Annotated in this window: 18 protein-coding genes; 7 read left to right on the top strand and 11 right to left on the bottom strand. The window is 69.6% G+C overall.

Going from position 1 to position 22,602, the window contains the following annotated elements; genetic code table 11:
* Window positions 1-36 precede the first annotated feature (36 nt).
* Both TL10_RS26320 and TL10_RS30375 read left to right on the top strand, forming a co-directional pair.
* Complete coding sequence (locus TL10_RS26320; RefSeq protein ID WP_234711545.1) at window positions 37-1,572, top strand: S53 family peptidase; 1,536 nt, start codon at window positions 37-39, stop codon at window positions 1,570-1,572.
* The gene (locus tag TL10_RS30375) at window positions 1,569-3,083 is read left to right on the top strand and encodes a hypothetical protein (protein ID WP_082068096.1); all 1,515 of its coding nucleotides are present in this window, start codon (window positions 1,569-1,571) and stop codon (window positions 3,081-3,083) included. Before TL10_RS26320 ends, TL10_RS30375 begins: the two co-directional genes overlap by 4 nt.
* On the opposite strand, the gene TL10_RS26310 is transcribed toward TL10_RS30375, so the two are convergent.
* On the bottom strand, window positions 3,046-3,795 hold the full coding sequence (locus TL10_RS26310; protein WP_043987972.1) for an NAD(P)-binding protein: 750 nt from the start codon (window positions 3,793-3,795) through the stop codon (window positions 3,046-3,048). The genes TL10_RS30375 and TL10_RS26310 overlap by 38 nt on opposite strands.
* Window positions 3,796-3,902: 107 nt before the next feature.
* On the opposite strand from TL10_RS26310, the gene TL10_RS26305 reads away from it, so the two are divergent.
* Window positions 3,903-4,481: a TetR/AcrR family transcriptional regulator gene (locus TL10_RS26305; protein ID WP_043987971.1), complete on the top strand. Its 579-nt coding sequence runs from the start codon at window positions 3,903-3,905 to the stop codon at window positions 4,479-4,481.
* A 14-nt stretch (window positions 4,482-4,495) separates the two neighbouring features.
* On the opposite strand, the gene TL10_RS26300 is transcribed toward TL10_RS26305, so the two are convergent.
* The 5 genes from TL10_RS26300 to TL10_RS26280 are packed head-to-tail and all read right to left on the bottom strand — an operon-like array spanning window position 4,496 to window position 10,475.
* Window positions 4,496-6,721 carry an AAA family ATPase gene (locus tag TL10_RS26300; protein ID WP_234711544.1) on the bottom strand — a complete coding sequence of 742 codons (2,226 nt, stop codon included), beginning with the start codon at window positions 6,719-6,721 and terminating at the stop codon, window positions 4,496-4,498.
* The gene (gene pssA / locus TL10_RS26295; protein WP_043401210.1) at window positions 6,718-7,608 is read right to left on the bottom strand and encodes a CDP-diacylglycerol--serine O-phosphatidyltransferase; all 891 of its coding nucleotides are present in this window, start codon (window positions 7,606-7,608) and stop codon (window positions 6,718-6,720) included. Before pssA ends, TL10_RS26300 begins: the two co-directional genes overlap by 4 nt.
* The gene (locus TL10_RS26290; RefSeq protein WP_043987970.1) at window positions 7,605-8,333 is read right to left on the bottom strand and encodes a phosphatidylserine decarboxylase; all 729 of its coding nucleotides are present in this window, start codon (window positions 8,331-8,333) and stop codon (window positions 7,605-7,607) included. Before TL10_RS26290 ends, pssA begins: the two co-directional genes overlap by 4 nt.
* Window positions 8,334-8,362: 29 nt before the next feature.
* Window positions 8,363-9,550, bottom strand: a complete 1,188-nt coding sequence (moeA, locus tag TL10_RS26285) for a molybdopterin molybdotransferase MoeA (protein ID WP_043987969.1) — start codon at window positions 9,548-9,550, stop codon at window positions 8,363-8,365.
* Window positions 9,551-9,554: 4 nt separating this feature from the next.
* The gene (locus tag TL10_RS26280; RefSeq protein WP_043401219.1) at window positions 9,555-10,475 is read right to left on the bottom strand and encodes an SDR family NAD(P)-dependent oxidoreductase; all 921 of its coding nucleotides are present in this window, start codon (window positions 10,473-10,475) and stop codon (window positions 9,555-9,557) included.
* A gap of 67 nt (window positions 10,476-10,542) precedes the next feature.
* On the opposite strand from TL10_RS26280, the gene TL10_RS26275 reads away from it, so the two are divergent.
* Window positions 10,543-11,358 (top strand): HAD-IIA family hydrolase, encoded by an 816-nt coding sequence (locus tag TL10_RS26275; RefSeq protein ID WP_043401221.1) that lies wholly within the window; start codon window positions 10,543-10,545, stop codon window positions 11,356-11,358.
* Between the two features lie 4 nt (window positions 11,359-11,362).
* On the opposite strand, the gene TL10_RS26270 is transcribed toward TL10_RS26275, so the two are convergent.
* Both TL10_RS26270 and TL10_RS26265 read right to left on the bottom strand, forming a co-directional pair.
* The gene (locus TL10_RS26270; protein ID WP_043401225.1) at window positions 11,363-13,084 is read right to left on the bottom strand and encodes a DEAD/DEAH box helicase; all 1,722 of its coding nucleotides are present in this window, start codon (window positions 13,082-13,084) and stop codon (window positions 11,363-11,365) included.
* A gap of 30 nt (window positions 13,085-13,114) precedes the next feature.
* Window positions 13,115-13,756 (bottom strand): TetR/AcrR family transcriptional regulator, encoded by a 642-nt coding sequence (locus tag TL10_RS26265; RefSeq protein ID WP_052506551.1) that lies wholly within the window; start codon window positions 13,754-13,756, stop codon window positions 13,115-13,117.
* A gap of 113 nt (window positions 13,757-13,869) precedes the next feature.
* Here TL10_RS26265 and TL10_RS26260 point away from each other — a divergent pair, with 113 nt between their 5' ends.
* Window positions 13,870-16,629, top strand: a complete 2,760-nt coding sequence (locus tag TL10_RS26260) for a helix-turn-helix transcriptional regulator (protein ID WP_043987968.1) — start codon at window positions 13,870-13,872, stop codon at window positions 16,627-16,629.
* 62 nt (window positions 16,630-16,691) lie between these two features.
* Here TL10_RS26260 and TL10_RS26255 read toward each other — a convergent pair whose 3' ends face one another.
* Complete coding sequence (locus tag TL10_RS26255) at window positions 16,692-18,194, bottom strand: hypothetical protein (protein ID WP_131630817.1); 1,503 nt, start codon at window positions 18,192-18,194, stop codon at window positions 16,692-16,694.
* 325 nt (window positions 18,195-18,519) lie between these two features.
* Window positions 18,520-19,017 (bottom strand): cupin domain-containing protein, encoded by a 498-nt coding sequence (locus tag TL10_RS26250; protein ID WP_043987966.1) that lies wholly within the window; start codon window positions 19,015-19,017, stop codon window positions 18,520-18,522.
* Window positions 19,018-19,155: 138 nt separating this feature from the next.
* Here TL10_RS26250 and TL10_RS26245 point away from each other — a divergent pair, with 138 nt between their 5' ends.
* Window positions 19,156-19,917: a polysaccharide deacetylase family protein gene (locus TL10_RS26245; RefSeq protein ID WP_043987965.1), complete on the top strand. Its 762-nt coding sequence runs from the start codon at window positions 19,156-19,158 to the stop codon at window positions 19,915-19,917.
* Window positions 19,918-19,948: 31 nt separating this feature from the next.
* Window positions 19,949-20,626 carry a M24 family metallopeptidase gene (locus TL10_RS26240; protein ID WP_043987980.1) on the top strand — a complete coding sequence of 226 codons (678 nt, stop codon included), beginning with the start codon at window positions 19,949-19,951 and terminating at the stop codon, window positions 20,624-20,626.
* 77 nt (window positions 20,627-20,703) lie between these two features.
* On the opposite strand, the gene TL10_RS31345 is transcribed toward TL10_RS26240, so the two are convergent.
* On the bottom strand, window positions 20,704-22,602 hold a 1,899-nt coding region (locus tag TL10_RS31345; RefSeq protein ID WP_043987964.1), incomplete at its 5' end, for a hypothetical protein.

Genomic DNA, 22,602 nt, shown 5'->3' with positions numbered 1-22,602 from the left:
CGCATCGGCGCAGTACTGGTAGCAGCCGGGCTGACGGTGCTGGCGTCCGCCGGCTCACCTGCTGAGCACGGTGGACAGCTGGCCCTGTCGGGCCCACTGGCGCATCTGCTGACGGCCTCGGTCGATCTGGGGCCGTCGGCGGCAGCGCACGTCGAACTCACCGCTGCGCTGGCGCATGCCACCCGGCCCGACGGGCTGATCGAATGGGCAAGGGACGCAGGGCTTTCGGTGCAGTGGCGCCCTGGCGACAACTGGGCCACCGTCGAAGGCACGGCGCGCGCCATGGCCGGAGCGCTGGGCGTCGACGTGCGCGACTACCGCGGGCGCCGCGGGCAGACCTTCTATGCGGCAACCAGCCAACCGGAGTTGCCGTCGTCGCTGGCCGCCGAGCTCACCGGATTCGGCAGGCTTCTCGGCTTCACGCCGTTTCGGGAGTCACGGCCGCTGATCGTGTCCCGCGACGTTCCCGCCGGCGGACTGACCGCGCAGGATCTGCGCCGGGCCTACAACGTCATGCCGCTGACCGATCAGGGGTACACCGGCAAGGGCCGCACCATCGTCATCTTCGGTTTCGACGGCTTCGATCAATCTGATCTCGACAAGTTCGCCGAGCTGAATCAGCTGCCGCGCTTCACGCCCATCGTGGTGGGGGACATGCCATCCGAGCGCACCGGCGAGACGACGATGGATCTGCAGATGGCCCACGCCATCGCCCCCGATGCCCAGACCGTCTACGTCAATGCCCGGCCGACGGTGTCCGGCGACGGCGCCTACCGCAAGATCGGCGAGATGATGGCCGACGCCGACCGGCGGTTTCCCGGCGCCGAGTGGAGCCTGTCGATCGGCTGGGGCTGCGACAAGATGCTGACCGCAGCCGATCTGGCGCCGGTGCGCTCGGCGCTGTCGCGGGCACACCGCAGCGGCACCACCGCCTTCGACGCGAGTGGCGACCTGGCCGGGCTGGAATGCAAAGGCGGACAGGACTGGTCGGCACCGCCGAGCATCGACGACATCGGATTGGATTCGGTGGCCTCGGTGCCCGAGATGACGGCCGTCGGCGGCACCACACTGTCCACCGACGAACACGGCCAGTGGCTCGGTGAGCTGGCCTGGTTCGACGTGCCGCTGACTCATGGGAGTGGCGGCGGGACGTCCGCCCTGTTCGACCGTCCGGCGTGGCAGCGGGGTGTCCCGTCGGAACGCGGGCGCAACAAGCGGCTCATCCCCGATGTCTCCGCGGTCGCGGACTTCTTCACCGGCGCCCGCATGGTGTTCGGCGGCGAAACCGTGCTCGCCGGCGGCACCTCGATGTCGGCGCCGGTCTGGGCCGGGATGGCTGCCGTGATCGACCAGTACCTGCTCGACCATGGCGGACGACTGCTCGGCGATCTGAATCAGCTGCTGTATCGGGTGCAGCGGGCCGGTCGGCTGTCGGCGCTGCACGACGTCACTGTCGGCGGCAACGCGGTGGCGATGGCCGGTCCCGGCTTCGATTCCGTCACCGGTCTGGGCACACCCGATGTCGACCGGCTGGCGCGCAGCCTGCTGGTGGCTCAGGGGACGTCCGGATGAGCCGCGTCGGGTTGGTGAGTTCGCTCTTTCCGCAGCTTCCGGCGCGCACCCACCGGTCGTTCCAGATCGGGCTGGCCGTCTTCTTCGTCGCGCTGGTCGGCGCGGCGGCGCTGCGTCTCCTCGGACTGTTCATCTCCACTGTGGCCGTGGGGATTCCGCTGCTGTTCGCGCTCTACGTCCGGCAGCTCGATTACCGCGGACCGGCGCGGGCTCGGGTGTTCGTCAGCGCGGGTCTGGGTATCGGATTCGGCGTCGCGTTCGCCTTCGGGTCCGGCGCGGTGGTTGCGCGCGCATACGGCGTCCCGCTCGAGAGTGGCGTTGCCGCAGTGCATCTGCGCACCGTGGAGGCCGGGCTCTCGGCGGTGGAGGCCCTGGTGGTGATCGCGCCCACCCTGCTCATCCGGCTGTTCAACTCAGGCGATCGAAAGTCGTTGTACGGCTACGTGATCGGCGCGACCGGCGCGCTGGGCGTGACGGCCGCGACGACCATGGTCCGGATGTTCGCCCAGCTGGACTCCGGGCTGGTAGACCATGACCAACCGTTGGCGGACTTCTTCATCGAGGCCGCGATTCGTGGCATCACCATCCCCATCACAGCAGCCGCCGCAGCCGGAATGCTCGGCGCCGCACTGTGGTTCCGGCCCCGCGGCCGGCGGGTCTGGTTGCGCGTGCTGCTGATCGCAATCGTTCCGGTGCTGGCACACGTGTGGCTCGGTGACGAGGACTCGGCAGGTATCTCGCAGTGGGCGAAGATGGCCTGGCACGTGGGGTTCACCCTGCTGGGGTTGTTGCTGCTACGGCTGGTCCTGCAGTTGACGTCGCGGTACGAAGGCGCCGACGACGCGGTGCCGAGAACAAGCACGATGACCACGCGACGGCTGGTGGCTACCTGGACCACAGTGATCGTCGTCGTGGCCCTCGGATTGGTCGGGACAGCCGCTGCCACAACGAAACCGGTCGCTCGTTACCAGTGTCCGCCGAACTGTGGTCACCCGCTGATGGGTAAGCCCGTGGTGACCAACCCCAGATTCACCGCACCTGACGGCGCCTTCAGCGTCTCCTATCCCGCGCCGGGTACGGCGTACTCGGTGACCATGAACGACAGCGGTGTGACGGCCCAATACACCGGGGGCAGTGGCGGGGTCATGCGGCTCTGGGGTGAACCGGCCCGGGGACGCGACGCCAAGGACATCACGACGACACTGCTCACGGACGCATTCCCGGATTCACGGGTGGCCTACGAGCTGCCCAACGCCTTGGTGGGCTATCAGCCCGGATACGGCGTTGCCGCCGACGACTGGCCGGACGGCCAGAACGTGGTCGCCTCACGGACCCGCATCCTGGTCATGGTGGCCGTGAAAGACGATCTGGCGCTCGTCGCCGCCGCGGCGGGGCCGTTCCAGGAATTCGGCCCCGGGTCCGGCCCGCCGACGGGGGCCAGCCTGGAGCTCGCCGCGGATATGGGCAAGTATGTCAACAGCTTTCAGTGGCGGGACGAACCGCCGCGCTGACCATATCCCGCACCGGTCGCTGGACCAGGTGATCGATCGGGATGAAACGGCTTGTGCGACGGCGGAAGTCGGCGGTGCTGCTTTGTCGGATATCGGTGTAGTTCTGCTGCGCGGCTGGTGTCGGTTCGACGGCGGCGAAGCCGAAGTCGCGGGCGTAGGTCACCGCTGCGGCGATGTAGTTCGCCTGGGACTCCAGCATCTGCTCCACGGAGTTGTGTCGCACGCCGATGTTCGGGCCGTGCATCAAGTAGCAGTTCGGGAAACCATGGACGGACGTCCCCAGATAGGCGACGGGCTCACCGTTCCAACTTTCGGCCATCGAGACGCCCTTGGCGCCGAACAGCCGGTCGGTCAGCGGCAGTTGGCGGGTCTCGGAGCCGGTCTCCTGGTTGTCGTCGGGAGAGTATTTGTCCAACAGGCCGGAGATCGCACGGAAGTGACGGGGCACGATTCGTCTCGCGGTCCGGATCGCCGGCTCGGCCGGAGCGTCGGTGTCGACGACGACGTGGGCCGCCGTCCGCTCGCCGTTGGCGGTCGTGATGTGCCAGCGCTGCCGATTCACCTGCCAGTGCAATGCCGCCACTTCGTCGTCGGCGTGCTCGATCAGCACGACGTCGTCGATGCCGGACTGGTGCAGCCGGACGGCCGCCGCGAGGGCGCCGACGCCGGTGCCGATGATCGCGACGTGGTTGTGGGGGATGGGCTGGTTCATCGGCGGTCTTTCAATGCAATGGCGGAGTTCAGGTCGGTATGATGTGAACGCTGCTCACATTTATATGTGGCAATGTAAACAGTGTCAACATTTGTGAGGCAGGACTCATGACGACGTCGAAAGCGACGTACCACCACGGCGATCTGCGGACCGCGCTGGTGCACTCGGCGCTGGCGCTGCTGGAGCAGGAGGGCGCCGCGGCACTGTCGATGCGCGCCGTCGCCCGCCACGCCGGGGTCACCGCTGCCGCCCCCTACCGGCACTACCAGGACCGGGACGCGCTGATGTCAGCCGTGGCGGCCGTCGGCTATCGCGAGCTGGCGCAGGATCTGGTCGCGGTGAGCCCGTCCCCGTCGACGGCCGACGAGATCGCCGACGTCGCCATCGCCTACGTCCAATTCGCGCTCCGGCGTCCCGCCCTGTTCCGCGCGATGTTCACCGAGCAAGGCGACGCAACCAGCCCCGAGCGCGTCGAGGCGGTTGCGGCGATTTCCACCTACCTTCGGGCCAATATCGCCCGGGTGTTTCCGGACGCGGATGCCGACGCATTGAGCGACGCCGTCTGGGCGCTGGTACACGGCCTGGCGTTCCTGTTCCTGGACGGCAAGTTCGACAGCGCGGATACCGGTGAGCTGGAACGCCGCGTCCGCGCCGCGATCCGGTCGGTCTTGAACCTGGCCGGGTAGTAGGCGGTGGTGGCCTACCGGCTCTCGGCGAACTCCCGAAGTGATTGCACCTGAGCGGGATCCAGTGACGGCCGCACGGTCTCCCGGGCCTTGGCGACGTCGTCCGCGGTGACGGCGGCCGCGTCGATGGACCGGCGCATCGCGGTCAGTGCAGCCTCGCGCAGCAGGGCTACGCAATCAGCGGCGCTGTAGCCGTCGAGGTCGCCGGCCAATTCGCCGAGGCCGACGTCGGGCGCCAGTGGAATGGATTTGCCTGCGGTACGCAGGATTTCGCGACGGGCGTCGGCATCGGGCGGCTCGACGAACACCAGCTTCTCCAGCCGGCCCGGGCGCAGCAGCGCGGGGTCGATGAGGTCCGGTCGGTTGGTGGCGCCCACCACCACGACGTTGCGCAGGGGGTTGATGCCGTCGAGTTCGGTGAGCAGTGACGCCACCACGCGATCGGTGACGCCCGAATCGAAGCTCTGCCCGCGCCGCGGCGCCAGCGCGTCCATCTCGTCGAGGAACACCAGCGACGGAGCGGAATCGCGTGCGCGCTGGAACAATTCGCGCACGGCGCGCTCGGAGGAGCCCACCCACTTGTCCATCAGCTCGGCGCCCTTGACGGAGTGCACCGACAACCGGCCGGAGCTGGCGAGGGCACGCACCAGGAAGGTCTTGCCGCAGCCGGGCGGGCCGTAGAGCAGTACACCGCGTGGCGGTTCCACGCCGAGCCGCTCGAAGGTGTCCGGGTGCTGCAGCGGCCACAACACTGCTTCGGTCAGCGCCTGCTTGGTGGCCACCATGTCGCCGACGTCGTCGAGGGTCACCGACCCGACGGCGACCTCTTCGGTCGCCGACCGCGACAGTGGCCGGATCACCGACAGTGCGCCGGTCAGATCGTCCTGGGTCAACGCCGGTTCGGCACCGTCGGAGCTGGCGCGGGCAGCCGCTCGCAGCGCGGCTTCACGCACCAGCGCGGCGAGGTCGGCGACGACGAATCCCGGTGTGCGCTCGGCGATCTCGTCGAGGTTCAGCTCCTTGGCGGGCACCGACCGCAGCAGCACCTCCAGCAGGGCCTTGCGGGTGGCGCCGTCGGGCAGGGTCAGCCCGAGTTCGCGGTCGCACAGGTCGGGGGCGCGCAGCCGGGCGTCCACGCCGTCGGGCACGGCGGACGTCGCGATGAATGCCACACCCCGGCTGGCGACGGCCTTGCGCAGCTCGGTCAGGATCAGCGTGGCCACGGGCTCGGCGACCGCGGGCAGCAGGGCGTCGACGTCGGTGATCAGCAGCACGCCGCCGCCATCGCGGACAGAACTCACGGCAGCGGCGACCGCGGCCAATCGGTCTTCGGCCCGCAGGGCCCCGACCTCCGGACCGTCGAGTTCGACCAGGCGGCGCGTGCGGCAGACTGCGCGCACCAGCGTGGCTTTGCCGACGCCCGCGGGTCCGGACACCACCACGCCGAGATTGGCGGTGGCGCCCAGTGTTTCGAGCAGCTCGGGCTCGTCCAGAGCCAGCTTGAGCCACTCCGTCAGCCGGGTCACCTGGGCCGACATGCCTTTCAGATCGTCGATCGAAAGGGCTTGGACTTCAACGGTTTCCGCCGGGGAGATCACGGGCTGCGTGGCCGCGGTGACGACGGTTGCGTCACCCCAGGAGACCACCGAATTCGGTTGCACGCTGACCGGGCCCGCGGGGTCCACGCCCGTCACGGTGAGCAGTTCCGAGGTCCAGGTGATGCCGACCTGAGCGGCCAGCGCGGAGGTGGCCGCGGACGTCGAGGTGCCCGGACCCAGGTCCCGCGGCAGCAGCGAGACCGTGTCGCCGACCGTCATCACCTTGCCCAGCAACGCCATTCGCAGGGTCGCGGGCGATATCGAGCCACTGGCCAGCCGCGAACCGCTGACGGTCACCGACCGGGCGCCGTACACCGTCGCCGGGGACACCAGCACCGGGGCGTCGGCCCGCACGCCGGCATTGGACAGTGTCACGTCGTCGAGCAGCGCGGTGCCAGGGGGAGTCCCGGTGGCGGCCACGCCGACCACCGCGCAGGTGGTACGGGTACCGGTCAGCGACACCGCGTCCCACTCGCGGATGCCCAGGGCGGCAATCGCTTCGGGGTGCAGCATCACCACGCCGCGACGGGCGTCCAGTGCTGAGGTGTTGAGCCGGGCGGTGAGTTGAAGCTGCGCGCCGGTCGGGTCGGAAGCAGGCTGCAGGGCCTGTGCCTGATTGCTCCTCGCGTCCGCAGGCGTCATCGCCGCGGACCCGGCCGACGCAACCGGAGCCGGGCCGTGGAGCGGCGGTGCTGGCGGTCGGTGCGCCGGGGCTGCGCCCGGCGGATGGCCCGGCGCGCCTGCCGCTGCTCCTTGGGTTTGTCGTCCCACACCTCGGGGTGCTCGCGCAGCCACGCCTTGGTGCGGATGGCGAACGGGATGTGCAGCACGTAAGCCACGATGATCACCAGGATGACGATGTAGCCGTACATCACCGAGGCCGCGACCAGGATCGCGAGCAAGGCCAACAGCGGCAGCACCATGTTCGGCGGGATGGCGAAGGTGTGCACCTTGCGCATCGGCACGGTGCTGACCACCAGCAGCGAGACGCCGATCAGCCAGACGCAGATGAACACCTGACCCCAGTGCGAATCCCACCACGGGCCGGGGAACTGCATCTTGGCCGCCAGCGGACCGATGGCGCCGATCGCGCCGGCGGGGGCCGGCATGCCGGTGAAGAATTCCTTCTCGAACGCCGGGCCCTCCACGTCGAGCATGGCGTTGAACCGCGCCAGCCGCAGCACGATGCACACCGCGTACAGCAGCACCACGATCCACGCCAGCGGCGAGGTGTTGTGCTCCAGCAGGGTGGCGTACACGATGAACGCCGGTGCCACACCGAAGTTCACCGCGTCGGCCAGTGAGTCGATCTCGGCGCCCATCTTGGACGTGGCGTTGAGCATGCGGGCCGCGCGCCCGTCGAGCGCGTCGAGGATCGCGGCACCCGCCAGCAGCGCCATGGCCTCGGTCGGACGGTGATCGAGGGCGTACTTGACCGCCGTCAGACCCAGGCAGATGGCAGCGACGGTCAGGGCGCTGGGGACCAGCTTCCGCAGGCTTACCTGCGGAGTCTTGATCCGGGGTTTCATGCCGGCGACCCGCTCGGCAGTTCTGCCAGCACGGTCTCGCCGCCGACGGCGCGCTGCCCGATCTCGACGCCGATCACCGACCCCTTGGGCAGGTAGGTGTCCAGGCGCGAGCCGAAGCGGATCAGGCCGTACGTCTCACCCAGCGCCAGGTGCGCACCCGGGTGGGTGTTGCACACGATCCGGCGGGCCACCAGACCGGCGAGCTGCACCGCAATGACGTCGTGGCCGTCGGCGGTGCGCAACCAGATGCTGTTGCGCTCGTTGTTCTCGCTGGCCTCGGCCTTGTCGGCGGACAGGAACTGGCCCGGCTTGTACTTGACGGTGATGACCTCGCCGGCCACCGGCGCGCGCTGCACGTGCGCGTCGAACACCGACAGGAAGATGCTGATCCGGGGCAGCGGCTCGTCCGAGAGGTTCAGCTCGGCGGGCGGCACGGCCTCGTCGATCAGCGTCACCTGACCGTCGGCCGGGGCGACGACGACGCCGGGCCGGCTCGGTGGTGTCCGCGACGGATGCCGGAAGAACCCGGCGCATGCGGCGGCCGCGGTCAGGCCGGCCGCCCGGAGCCACGGCTTGCGGGCACCGAGCGCGGCGACGCCGAGGGCACCGCCGACGAACGGCAGCCCGGCCGGGTGGATCGGGGGAACGGTCGAGCGGACCAGATCGACCAAACGAGACAGTTCGGAATCTGGAGTGTCAGCTGGGGGGCGCGCAGGTCTGGCCATCGGGACTCGATTCTACGGTTTAGGGGGCTCTAGCTGAGATCCCAGATGGGCACGGGAGATCCGGCTGCCAATTCGACGACGTCTTCGCCGATGTCCAGCAGGCAGTTTGCCGTCGCCAGCCACCGAAGATGGTGCGACGCCGGCGGGCCGTAGCTGCTCACTTCGTCATCGGTGCCCACGACGCCGCGGCGGAACTGCCGTTTCCCGGCGGGGGACGTCAGCTTCTCGGTGAGGGTCGCTGAACGGCGCGGCCTTTCGGCCGTCAGCCCCATCGCCGCGCGCAGTGGCGGCCGGATGAACACCTCGAACGACACCAGCGCCGAAACCGGATTGCCCGGCAGCGTGATGATCGGGGTGCCGTTGACCGTGCCTGCACCCTGCGGCATCCCGGGCTGCATGGCGACCTTCACGAACTCGACAGCTCCGGAGAGCGCATCTTTGACCACCTCGTAGGCACCGGCGCTGACGCCGCCCGTCGTGACGATCAGGTCGACGTCCTTGGCGTGATCGGCCAGGGTTTCCCGGAACAGCGCGACGTCATCGGACGTCGCCGGTGCGGTGGTGACATCGGCTCCGGCCTCGCGCAGCGCCGCGGCCAGCATCACGGCATTGGACTCGTAGATCTGGCCGGGCTGCAGCGGGGTGCCCGGCGTGACCAGTTCGGTTCCGGTGGACAGCACCAGAACCCGTTGCCGCGGAATCACTTTCAGTTCGGCAAAGCCCAGGGCCGCCGCCAGGCCCAGTGCCGCGGGAGACAGCACCTCACCGGCCGGCAGCACCGTCATCCCGGCGGTGACGTCCTCGCCGGCGCGCCGGATGTGCCGGCCCTCCGAACTGGAGGAGAAGATCGAGACGATGTCCGTCGCCGCGTCGGTGGATTCGACAGGCACCACCGCGGTGGCGCCGGCCGGCAGCATCGCGCCGGTCATGATCCGGTGCGCGGTGCCGGGCGCCAAGGTCAGCAGGTCGGTGCGACCGGCCGGAATATCTTCGGCGACAGGCAGTTTCACCGGGTTATCGGCAGAGGCCGCGGCCACGTCGGCGGCCAGCACGGCATAGCCGTCCATGGCCGAGTTGTCGAAACCGGGCAGGGACAGCGGCGCCACCACATCGTCGGCAAGGGCCAGCCCCAGGGCCTCGGCCAGCGGCACGGTGACGGCCGGCCGGGCGCTGATCAGGCCGGCGACGACCTGCTGATGTTCCTCGACAGTTCGCATCGGGCTAGATCGCGAAGGTGACGCCGGTGAGTTCCTCGGACACCGTCCACAACCGGCGCTGGATGCCGGCGTCGTGCGACTGCGCGCTCGACTGGACCAGCACCGGGTGGCCGACCAGCTGCCGAATCCCGGACGGGCCGTAATACTCACCGCCGCGGGCGGCCGGGTCGACAGCGGCCCGCAACGTGGCCAGGGCGCCGACCTCGGGGCTGTTGGCGACCAGCCCGCTGATCTGGTTGAAGCCGGGCAGGCTGGAGCCGGGGATGTGGCGCATCAGCTCGGTGTTGGAAATGCCGGGATGGGCCGCGACCGAGATGGTTTCGGCGTTGGTGGCCACGAGCCGGCGTTGCAGCTCGTAGGCGAACATCAGGTTGGCCAGTTTCGACTGGCCGTAGGCGGCGACGCGGTTGTAGCGGCGCTTCTCCCACTGCAGGTCGGTGAAGTCGATCTTGCCGAGGATGCGGTGGGCGATGCTGCCGAGCGTCACCACCCGCGAGCCCGCGACGGGCAACAGGTTCTCGATCAGCAGGCCGGTGAGCGCGAAGGCGCCCAGATGGTTGGTGCCGAACTGCAATTCGAAGCCGTCGGCGGTGATCTGCTTGGGCGGGTACATCACGCCGGCGTTGTTGATCAGCAGGTCGATCCGCGGGTACGCGGCCCGCAGGTCGTCGGCCGCGGCGCGGACCGAGGTCAGCGAACCCAGATCCAGCTTCTGCACGGTGACGTCGGCGTTCGGGGTGCTCGCCCGGAGCCGGGCGGCCGCCGCGTCGCCCTTGGCGGTGTCGCGCACCGCCATCACCACGCGCGCACCCTGGCCGGCCAATACGCGCGCCGTCTCATAGCCCAACCCGGTGTTGGAGCCGGTGACGATCGCCACCCGCCCCGTCTGGTCCGGCACATCATTGGCGGTCCACTTGGTGGTCATGGCCGAAGACACTACCGAGCGGACCGCCTGAGTTGCGCGGGAGCAGCGGGCGTTTACTGTCGGCAGCATGGCAATCGGCGGGGTCCTCTTCGACATCGACGGTGTCTTGGTGACCTCGTGGCGTCCGATCGACGGTGCGGCCGAAACTCTGCGGGCGCTGGAGGCGCGTCAGATCGCCCGGTCGTTCCTGACCAACACCACCACCCGGACCCGCCAGCAGATCGCCGAATTGCTTTGTGCGGCAGGCATTGACGTCGCCCCCGACGAGGTCGTCACCGCCGCTGTGCTGACCGCTGACTACGTGCGCGACCGCTACCCGGGTGCCCGATGTTTCCTGGTGAACAACGGCCAGATCGGTTCGGACATGCCCGGCGTCGATCTGGTGTACGCCGCAGACTTCGCTGGACCGCAGCAGCCCGACACGCCCGACGTGGTGCTCCTCGGCGGCGCGGGACCCGACTACACGCATCTGACCCTGAGTTGGGTCTACGACTGGATGGCCCGCGGCGTCCCCGTGGTGGCGATGCACCGCAGCAACGCGTGGAACACCGCCGACGGCCTGCGGGTGGATACCGGGCTCTATCTGGCCGGCCTGGAACAGACCACCGGCTATCAGGGCACCGCCGTCGGCAAGCCCGCACCCGCCGGGTTCCTGGCCGCGGCCGCGCGGCTCGGCGTCGAGCCCGAAGAGATGTACATGGTCGGCGACGACCTCAACAATGACGTGCTCGCGGCCCAGGTCGTCGGGATGACCGGCGTGCTGGTGCGCACCGGCAAGTTCCGGCAGGACACGCTGGACCGTTGGGCCGCAGACGAATTCGCGATGCAGCCGAACTACGTGGTCGACTCGGTCGCTGATCTGCCGGAGTTGCTCGGGCTTTAGAGCTTTAAGCAGTCAGCTCGCGCTGCATGTTCCGGAGCGCGGCGATGCGGTCCTGCAGCTGCTCGCGGGTCGCGGCAGCCACCGGCGGGCCGGGGTGCCGGCGTCGCAGCTCGTTGTGAATCCAGCCGTGCGGCTTGCCGGTGCGGTGATGGAAGGCCGCCACCAGCAGGTTCAGCTCCTTGCGCAGCTCGCGGAGCTGGCCGTGCGTGGTCAGCGGCGGCTGCGGGACGCCCGGGTTGGCGGCGGCCTTGGCGCTGCGTTTCTGCAGCTGTTCGTCCTGGCGCTTGCTCAGCAGGTCACGCATCTGGGTGGGGTCCAGCAGACCGGGGATACCGAGGTAGTCGGCCTCCTCGTCGCTGCCGGCCTCCGTCGCGGTACCGAACGACGAACCGTCGAAGATCACCTGATCCAGCTCGGCGTCCGAGCCGAGCATCTCGAAGCCGTTCTCCAGCTCCGACTTCTCGTCTTCCTTCTTCTGCGCCTGCTCGAGCAGCTCGTCGTCGAGCCCGTCGGACACGCGGTGCGGCTTGCCCAGCACGTGGTTGCGCTCGCGCTCCAGCTCGCTGGCGAGCTCGAGCAGGTTGGGCACCGACGGCAGGAAGATGCTGGCCGTCTCACCCTTCTTCCGGAGGCGCACGAACCGGCCGATGGCCTGCGCGAAGAACAGGGGAGTCGACGCGCTCGTGGCGTACACCCCGACCGCCAGCCGGGGCACGTCGACGCCTTCGGACACCATGCGCACCGCAACCAACCAGCGGCTGCTGCTCTCCGAGAACTGCGAGATGCGGGCCGACGCCGTCGGGTCGTCCGACAGCACGATGGTCGCTTCCTCGCCGGTGATGGAGTGCAGCAGCTTGGCGTAGGCGCGGGCGGTGGTCTGGTCGGTGGCGATGATCATGCCGCCGGCGTCCGGGATGTGCCGGCGGAGCTGGCCCAGGCGCTTGTTGGCCGCCGCGATCACCGCGGGCATCCATTCGCCCTCGGGGTTCAGCGCGGTGCGCCAGGCGCGGGCGGTCTGTTCGGCGTTGAGCGGTTCACCGAGGCGGGCCGAGTGCTCCTCGCCGGCGCTGTCGCGCCAGCGGGCCTCACCTGAGTACGCCATGAACACCACTGGCCGCACCACGCCGTCGGCGAGAGCGTCGGAGTAGCCGTAGGTGTGGTCGGCCACGGACTGCTGATGACCGCTGCCATCGGGTTCGTAGTTGACGAACGGGATGGGGCTGTCGTCGGACCGGAACGGGGTCCCCGTCAGGCAGAGACGTCGCGTCGCGTCGTCGTAGGCCTCGCGGATGGCCTCGCCCCAGCTCTTCGCGTCGCCGCCATGGTGGACCTCGTCGAAGATCACCAGCGTCTTGTGATTCTCGGTGCGCACCCGGTGCCTGGTCGGGTGGCTGGCCACCTGGGCGTAGGTGACGACGATGCCGTGGTAGTCCGAGGAGGTGTGGCCGACGGAGTTGCTGAACTTGGGATCCAGGGACATACCGACGCGCGCCGCGGCCTCGGCCCACTGGGTCTTGAGATGCTCGGTCGGCACGACGACCACCACCTGGTCGACGGTGCGCTCCGTCAGCAACTCACCGGCGATCCGCAGAGCGAACGTCGTCTTGCCTGCGCCAGGGGTCGCGACAGCAAGAAAATCCCGCGGCTTGGCGGTCAGATACCGCACCAAAGCCCGACGTTGCCAGCCCCGTAAAGCCTGGGTGCTGGGCGCTGCATAAGCCCGCACCCGAAGACTCCTCCTTGGTCGAAGGGCAGTTTAGGGCAACGGGTTTGGCGGATGCACATTTGCCCGGCGTGTCCCGGCGCGCCCCTCGGTGGTGTCGCCGCGCGAGGTGGTGATCAGCCGTGTCACCGCGTCGCAGACGATCGCCTTGCGCTGGGCATGGTCGTCGACGCCGATCACGGCCAGCAGGGTGGGGCTGAGGTTGTGCCACATCGACGCGATGGTGAGTACGAGCGTGAAGAGCACCGGCGCGGGAAGCTCACTGGTGAGCTTGCTGCCGGCCTGGGCGGCGGCGATGGACGCAATCTGCTCGTGCATCGTCTCGCCGGGAAAGCCCGAGCCGGAATCGTCGGCTCTCTCGAGCCGGTGCCAGGCGATCAGCCGGCCGACCTCGGGCTGGCTGGCGTAGACGTCGATCAGGTGGGCCGCGTAGCCGGGCAGGTCGTCGGCGACCACCGGGCTGTCGGCGAAGAACCGCTGCGTCATCGCCGCCCACACGGCGTCGAACAGCTGATCTTTGCTGCCGAAGTAGTGATAAATCTGTGCCTTGTTCGCGCCTGCGTTGGCGGCGATGCGATCGACGCGCGCTCCGGCGATGCCGTACTGGGCGAATTCGGCGGTCGCCGCGCTCAGGAGCCGCGCCCGAGTGGCGTCGGAATCTCGCGGGTGACCCATTTCGGAGACTTTAGTCCCCTGGGAACTATTTGCTAACTAACCGGATAGTTGACAGTGGAGTGAGGTCTGCCTAACGTTCGGCCTGGGGTGGGATGTGGATCACAGGAGGTGGTGTGGTCGCTGAGCCCTGTCAGCAGCGGTCGGCCGTGCCGCCGCCGGAACTCGTCGGTCGCGGTGAACAACTTTCGCGCCTGGTGGCAGCGATCAGCGATACCCCGCGCGGACACACTGTGGCGGTGTCCGGCACTGCCGGTTCCGGCAAGACCGCGCTGCTCGACGTGGCCTGCCGCCACGCCTGCGAGGTCGGTTTCCGGGTGCTGTCGATCGCCGGCACCCCGGGCGAATCCGACACCCCGTTCGCCGGCGTTCACCAGCTCATTCACACGCTCGGATGCTGGGGCCACGAGGCGAGCCAGTACCAGCGCGTCATCGACGACGCGCTGCGGTCGCCGAACACCGAGCAACTCGACACCGTCCGCGTCGCCATGGCTCTGCTCGGGCTGCTCGACGCCGTAGAGAAGCGGCAACCAGTTCTGGTCTGCATCGACGATGGACAGTGGCTGGACGTGCCGTCGCGCAACGCGATGCTGTTCGCCGCCCGCCGCAGCGCGGGGCGATCCCTTACCGTCGTGCTGGCGATCCCGGCCACGGCCGGAAAGGTACTCAGCGGCGACGGCCGCGCTGTCGAGATCGAACTGTCGCCGTTGGAGCGCGCCGACGCTGCGGCGCTGCTCGATCGACAGCCATACGTGCCGCGCGGACTACGGCGAGAGCAGGTGCTGACCGCTGCCGCAGGCAACCCGGCGGCCGTCATCGCCTTCGCGGAGGCCGTCGCGGCCGATGTCCTCACCGTGGGTCCAGCCGCGGAACCCTTGGCGCTGCCCGCCGCCAGTCTCGGTATCTACAGCCGCCGCCTTGCGCTGTTGCCCGCGACGACCCGGGCCGCGCTGCTCGTGCTCGCGGCGGCCTCCGACCAGGATCTGCGGCATCTGATGCCCGCGGCACTGGCCGACCCGCAGACCCTAGCGCCCGCCGAGGTCGCCGGGATCGTCCGGGTGACGTCGAGCGGGGTGCGGTTCCTGGACCCCCTGCTGCGGTCCGCGGCCTACCACCGGGCACCGTCGGCGGCCCGCTCGGCTGCGCATCTCCGGCTGACCGATGCCCTGACGGCGCTACCGCACCGGCAGGTCTGGCATCGCGCACAAGCGGCACTCAAGCCCGATGATGCGCTGGCCGCGCAGTTGGCCGACACCTGCGACGAGGTGCTGCGCCGGGACGGCTATCTGGCCGCCGCGGTGGCCATGCAGCGCGCGGCGATGCTGACCAACGATGCCGGTGATCATGCCCGGCATCTGGTGCGCGCGGCGCCCTTGGCTCGCAACGCCGGTGACCCGCAGTGGGCCGCCGCGCTGAGCCGGTGCGCGCTGGACGGCGTCGATGACCTCATCTCCCGGGTGCGCGCCCACACCGAGTTGGGGTCGGCGCGGTGCTGGGACGCCGACAATCAGCCGGTTCTGGACATGCTGCTCGAATCGGCCGGCGTGGCCATCGATATCGCCCCCGCACTCGCCTGGGAGTCGCTCCGGGTCGCTGCGACGGTCACGTTGATCGCCGACGACGCGGCGGGGCGATGTGGCGTCATGCGCCTGTTGAGGCAGCTGGAGGACGCCGAGCCGCCCAGGAACGTGCCCGCGCTCGCCGACCGGCTCTGGATCCGTGCCGCCACCGATCCGCACCTGGCCCATCTGAGATTGCCGGAGATCATCGGGCTGGCCGGCCGGGTCGGCGACTCCGTCGGGCTCACCGCGGTCGGTGCGTCGGCCTGGCTGGCCGGGGAACCGGACCTGGCGGTGCGCTGCCTGCGCGGCGCGCACACCGGAGCGCTGGCGCCGCGCTTCGGCGGCTTGGCCTCGACCGCCCTGTCCTGGGCCTTCGTCGAGTCGGGCCGCTGGGACGAGGCCGTCGAGGCGGCGGCCGCCATGAGTTCTTCGGCGGCCGTCGCCGGCGTCCCCGTCGTCGCGCGGATCGCTGACCTGGTGATCGCCACGGTGGCCGCCCGACGCGGGCAGACCGCCACCAGCCGTCAGCGCCTCAAGTCGGCCGCCGAGTTGGCCGATTTCCGGGACCGGCCCGCACTGGCAGCGTGGATACATCACGTCGCGGGTTCGATCGCGCTGGCTGAGAACCAGGACACGACGGCCTACGCCGAATTGGCCGAGCTGTTCGACGAGTCCGGCCTGCCGCTGCACGCGTATGCGTCGTATCTGGCACTGGCGGATTACGCCGAGGCCGCGGTGCTGACGGGGCGAGTCGAGCAAGCCCGCGCGCAACTGACCCGGATCGTGGGTCACTTGCCCAGATCCGTGTCACCGCGGTTGACCCAGCTGGTCGCTCATGCGGACGCCGTACTCAACCCGGACACGGCGGGAGCGCGTTACTCCGAGGCGCTCGCCGATCCGGCCGGCAACCGCTGGCCGTTCGAGCGGGCGCGGCTGCGCATCAGCTATGCCGGATGGCTGCGCAGGCACCGACGGCGCCGGGATTGCCAGCATCAGTTGGCTGCGGCGCTGACCGTCATGCAGGACCTCGGCGCGGCGCCGTGGGTGGACCTGTGCACCCGTGAACTGCGTGCGGCCGGAGTGCGTCCGCATTCCTCGTCGGTGCAGACCGGCAGCCTGAGCTCGCAGGAACACAACGTGATCTACCTCGTCAGCGAGGGGTACACCAATCCGCAGATCGCGACCATCTTGAATCTGTCGGTGCGGACCGTGTCCAACCATCTGTATCGCTCGTTCCCCAAGCTCGGCGTCACCAGCCGTCATCAGATTCACGACGTGGCGCGCCCGGCGACCTGGCCGAGCGAGCGTCCCTGACCGTCCCAAATGGAAAGCCGGCGGCGACGGAAAAATCCGCCGCCGCCGACTGGTCTGACGCGTCAGGCCGCGCTGTGCGACTTCGACTTGCTCTTCGAGTCGGTGTGCGAGCCCTTGGCGCTACCGCCCTTGGCGCCCGAGTCAGATCCGGACGCCGAGCCCGAGGTCGAACCTGCGCCCGCCCCTGAACCCGAATCGGAGCCCGACTTGCCCTGATGGCCCTTGCGACCGGGGGTGGTCGTCTTGGTGCCATCGCTGCCCGACGCCGAGCCCGAGCTGCTGTTGCTGCCGGCGCTGGAGCTGCCGGAGCTGGGGTTGGAGGTCGAGCTGCCGGAGCCGGAACCGGTCTTGGTGTCACCGGTCTTGGTGTCACCGGCGGAGGTGCCGGTCTTGGTGCCGCTGTCGGTGGTCGAGCCGGTCGAGGTGCCGGTCTTGGTGCCGCTGTCGGTGGTCGAGCCGGTCGAGGTGCCGGTCTTGGTGCCGCTGTCGGTCGCCGAGCCGGTGGACGTGCCCTCGCTCGATGTTCCGGTGGCCGAACCGGTGGTGTCGCCGGTGGAGCCACTGGGCTTGGTGGTGCCCTCGGTCGTCGTACCGGTGGACTCGCTCGTCGATCCGGTGGTCTTGCCCTTGTCGGTCGCGGTGTCCGTCGTCGTCACGGCCTTGGTCGTCGCGGCGGTGCTCAGCGTCACCGTCGCGGCCGTGGTGGACGGCACCGAAGCCACATCGGAGACGGCCTTGGTGGTCGTCGTCGTTGCGGCGGTCGCGGCCGGTGTCTTGGCGGGGGTGATGTCGGTGAGGATCGACTTCACGACGGCGACCAACGACTGCAGGGTGCCGGAGATGGTGGCGCCAGTGGGGAGGGTCGCGCCACCGCCGAACAGCCCGCCGCCATAGATGTTGAAGCCGGGGATGTTGAGTCCCAGCAGCGCACCCAGGTTGGGTCCGTAGCCGCCGTTGAGCAGGCCATCGACGACGGTGGCCGGCGCCTGGATCACGGCAGTAGCCAGCTTGCCGAGGTCTCCGGCCTTCACCGCGTTGATGACGTTCTGGACCGCCGTGCCCACTGCGCCCAGGGTGCTGGCAACCGGGCTGATGATGCCGAGCCCGAGTTCAAGCAGGAGGTTCGGCAGATCGTTGGCGATGTTGATCATGCTCTGTAGCGGCTGCGAGATGAGGTTGCCCAGCGCCTTCGGCAACGGCCCGATCGGGTTGATCGCGGCGAAGATGGGGAGCACGATCGCCAGCTGGAGATTGTTGAGCGCGCCCTCGACGTTGGCCTTGCCGAGGTCGCTGAAGGCGGCCCCGAGGTAGCCGGGCACCTGTGTGGTCAGGGCGGTGACCACGGCCTTGCCGCTGTCGCCGAGCGCGTTGACCAGACCGCCGATGGTGCCGACCTGGTTGGTCAGCACCTGGCGCAGGATCGGGAACAGGCCCAGCTCCATGTAGGACTTGAGGTCGGCCTGCAGGTTCGCGGTGGCGGTCCCCAGCACCTGGCCGTACAGGTCGAACGGACTGCTGGTCAGGTTGACGGCGGCGGTCGACATCGCGTGACTGATCGAGGGCATCGACGGCATGTGGGCCAGCGGTTGGATCGGAGTGACTGCGATGGCTCCTGCCGTCAGCAGTGTGGCTCCGGAAAGGACGGACGATCGAACGGCGGCGTGCAAGATGGTTTCCTCTCATTCGCTGCAGCCGGTCCCTGGCGCAGCGTGTACCTGACTAAACCGTCGGTTCGATCACGGATCGAGCAAAAATTGACGGCAACGCACATCATGGGATGTTTGTGTTACTGGCCGGTAGAGACAAATGACTCAATGTGCACAGCGTCGGTGCAGGAAGGTGCGGAAAACGACCGCGCACGCGGGCGTGCGCGGTCGCGGGGCTGCGGTGTTATTCGACGAAGAAGTTGTCGTGCTGGATGAACCACTCGCGGCGTTCGTCGTCGCTCATCTCGGCGAGCCGGCCGAATCCTTCGAAGTACGCCTCCCGCGGGGCTCCCGGAGCGAACAGCATCAGAACTGATGCGGGCTCGTCGGCCTCATTGCGGAATCCGTGGACGCCACCGGGCGGGACGTAGAGAAAGTCATTGGGACCGGCCTGCACCCAGTCCGTGCCGTCGTACAGCGTCATGGTGCCGGACAACACGAAGAAGGCCTCGGACATGGCGCGGTGGAAATGCGGTCCCGGGCCGCCACCATGCGGGGCGATGTCGACGCGGTACAGGCCGTAGTCGCCCGCGGTCTTCTTTTGGTTCGCCAGGTAGTGGTACTGGATCACGCCGTGCGAGTCGTAGTCCGCCGGTTCGTCACCGCGCCGCAGCGTGGCACTGATCTCCGGTTGGTCGGCGGTGTAGCGGGCCGGGGGATAAGGCGGTACTACCAACGACATGGTCGGCTCCTCGTGGCCATCGAGATCGGAGGCGGCTGCTCGGTTCCCACCATAGGTCGGTCGCTGTTCTCCTGGTTCCCGGCGAACTCACAGGCTCCGGACACTCGTTGTTCAGAGTCCCGGCCTAGCGTCCGTGCGGTGATAACCAGACGCGCATTCCTGGCTGCTGGGGCCGTTGCCGCCGGTTCGCTGGCAGTGGCCGCGCGGGCGTCCGCCGCACTGGATCCGGCCGCGGTCGCGGGCCAGTACGCGCGCCGGGTGCCGACCCAGTGGGGAATGGCACTGCCCGGGATCGTCACGTCGATCCCGTCGAACGGTCGGCAGATCGCCCTGACCTTCGATGCCTGCCGCGGCGGTGTCGACGAGGCACTGCTCGACACGCTGCAGCGCAACAACGTGCCGGCGGTGCTGTTCCTGAATTCCCGGTGGGTCGACCAGCATCCCGACCGCGCGGTGCAGCTCGCGGCAAATCCGCTCTTCGAGATCGGCAACCACGGCACCCGGCACGTGCCGTTGTCGGTGAGCGGCCGTGTCGCCTACGGCATCGCCGGTACGCGGTCGGCTGCCGAGGTCGTCGACGAGGTGTGGGGCAACCAGATGAAGCTCACCGCACTGACCGGGAAGGCGCCCAGCTGGTTCCGCCCGGGCACGGCCCACTACGACGACGTGGCCGTGCAGATCGTGCGTGACCTCGGGCTACAGCCGCTCGGCTTCAGCGTCAACGGCGATTGTGGTGCGACGCTGCCCGCCGCTCGGGTGCGCGCGAATGTGGTTGGTGCGCAACCTGGTTCCGTCATCATCTCCCACATGAACCATCCAGGCTCGGGAACCGCGGCCGGCTACGCCGGGGCCATCGCCGATATGCGGGCATCCGGTTGGGAGTTCGTGCGGCCCGCCTAGCATCGGTGCGGTGGAGAAGTTTGACGAGGGCATGCGGGCCGTGCGGCTGCTGGATGCCCAGGACAAGGCGGCGGAACTGTTCGTCGCCATCGAAGAACGTGGGCTGATCCGGCCCGGTGTCGGCGAGCGTCAGGTGACCGACGAGATTCGTGATCTGGCGGCCGAAATCCTCGGCGTCACCCGGCACTGGCACAAGCGGATCGTGCATGGCGGCGAGAACACGCTCGCGACCGCGCGGGAGAACCCGCCCGACCGGGTGATCGCCGACGACGACATCGTGTTCGTCGACCTCGGCCCGCTCTTCGAGGAATGGGAAGCCGACTTCGGCCGCACCTTCGTGCTCGGTGACGATCCGCGAAAGTTGGCCTTGTGCAACGACTTACCGAAGGTGTGGGAGGCGGCGCGGGCGCACTTCGAGTCGACTCCGGATATCACCGGCGCGCAGTTGTTCGACCACGTCGTTGGGTTGAGTCGAGCTGCCGGCTGGGAATTCGGTGGCGCGATCGCCGGGCACCTCGTGGGGGAGTTTCCGCACGAGAAGATCCGTGGCCACGAGATCGACTCCTATGTCGCACCCGGCTCGGACCTACCGATGCGGCGCCTGGATTCCCAAGGGCGGCAGTGCCATTGGATTCTGGAAGTGCATCTCGTCGACCCGAGCCGACGGTTCGGCGGGTTCCAGGAGGAGTTGTTGGACCTGCGGAGGTGACAGCATCCGGAGGCAGTCCTGAATAGACGAATGCGGTGTGGCGCCGATTGGCGCCACACCGCATTCGGCATCTGTGGCTAGATCAGGATTCCGGTGCCGCCGGCCGGATTGCCGGTGCCTCCGGTACCGCTGGCGCCGGTGCTGCCCGTAGCACCGTCGCTGCCGTCGTGGGTGCCGTGACCGCCGTTGGCGCCGCCCGAACCGCCCGCGCCCCCGGCACCGCCGGCAGGACCGTTGCCACCGGCGCCGGTGCCCGCACCGGTGCCGCCGTTACCGCCGTTGCCGCTGGTGCCACCAGTGCCGCCGGCACCGGCGTTGCCGCCGTTGCCCCACTGGGTCACGTTGTCGTTGTAGCCCTTGCCGCCGTCACCACCGGTGCCGCCGGTACCACCGACGCCACCGTTGCCGCCGGCACCACCGACGTTGTCGCCGGAGGTTCCGCCGTTGCCGCCGACGCCCGCTGCGCCGCCGTGGCCACCGACACCGCCCGTGGAACCGGCATTGCCGTTGATGAACGGAGTGCCGTTCGCGCCGGTCTGGCCGTCGCCACCGGTGCCACCATTGCCGCCGATGCCACCGGTACCGCCGGCACCGTCGAGGCCGTTCGCAGAGAATCCGCCGGCACCACCGGTGCCACCGGCACCGCCTGCGCCGCCGGTGCCACCGAAGCCGCCGCCGCCGCTGATACCGGCCGCGTTGTTCGACCCGAATACCGGGAGCCCGCCGACGCCGCCGGACCCGCCGGTGCCGCCGGTGCCGCCGGCACCGCCTCCGCCGCCGACGCCCGAGACGGTTCCGCCGGCGCCGCCGACGCCACCGTTACCGCCCGCGCCGGCGTTGCTGCCGGACAAGCCGGTGGCACCCAGCGAGGCCCCGATGGTTCCGTTGGCGCCGTTGCCACCGGTACCGCCCGCGCCGCCGGCGCCGCCGTTACCGGTCAGGCCACCCGAGCCGCCGGCGCCGCCGTCTCCACCGCGGCCGGCGGTGCCCAGGATGGTGAGGGCGTCGAAGCCGTTGCCGCCCCGACCGCCGTCACCTCCGTTACCGCCTACGCCGTTGGCGGCCTGGTTGGCGCCGGCGCCGTTGAAGCCGCCTGCCCCGGCACTGCCGGCGGTGCCACCGGTACCGCCCGTGCCGCCGTTGCGCTGGATCGACGAAATTCCGTCCGACCCCGCACCACCGGTGCCGCCGTTTCCGGCGTTGCCGCCCTTGCCGCCGTTGCCGACGGTGCCATGAGCTGCCGCGCCGCCCTTGCCGCCGACGCCGCCGTTGCCGCCCGCACCACCGGAACCACCGGTGAAGCCGCCGAGGACGCCCGAACCGCCGCTACCGCCGTTGCCGGCATTGCCGCCCGTCCCGCCGCTGCCGCCGTTACCGGAGTTGGTGCCACCGGCACCACCGGTGCCGCCGGCACCACCGTGTCCGCCGTTGGGACCGTTTTCGCCAAGCGCGGCAAGGCCATTGGCGCCCTTACCGCCAGTGCCGCCGAAACCACCGTTACCGCCGTTGCCGTCGGTGCCGCCGGAACCACCGTTACCGCCGGCGCCGCCGTTGCCCGCGACGCCGATCGCGGTGATGGTGTCGAAGCCGTTGCCGCCCTTGCCGCCGTTGCCACCGTTGCCACCTGCGCCGTTGGCGGCCTGGTTGGCGCCGTTGCCGTTGAAGCCGCCGGCACCTGCGTTACCGGCATTGCCGCCGTCACCGCCCTTGCCGCCGTCGGGGATCAGCGACGAGCTGCCGTCGGAGCCGTTGCCGCCGTTGCTGCCGTTACCGGCCGCACCGCCCTTGCCGCCATTGCCGACGGTGCCGTGCGCCGCGGCGCCACCCTTGCCGCCGGCTCCGCCGTTACCACCGTTGCCGCCCTTGCCGCCGCCGCCGAGGGCTCCGCCGCCGAGGACGCCGGATCCGCCGCTGCCGCCGTTACCGGCCGCGCCGCCGGTCCCGCCGCTGCCGCCGTTGCCGGCCTGGCTGCCACC

Source organism: Mycolicibacterium llatzerense (genome assembly GCF_000878195.1).
Taxonomy (GTDB): Bacteria; Actinomycetota; Actinomycetes; order Mycobacteriales; family Mycobacteriaceae; genus Mycobacterium; species Mycobacterium llatzerense.
This window is presented reverse-complemented; position numbering and strand designations above follow the sequence as displayed.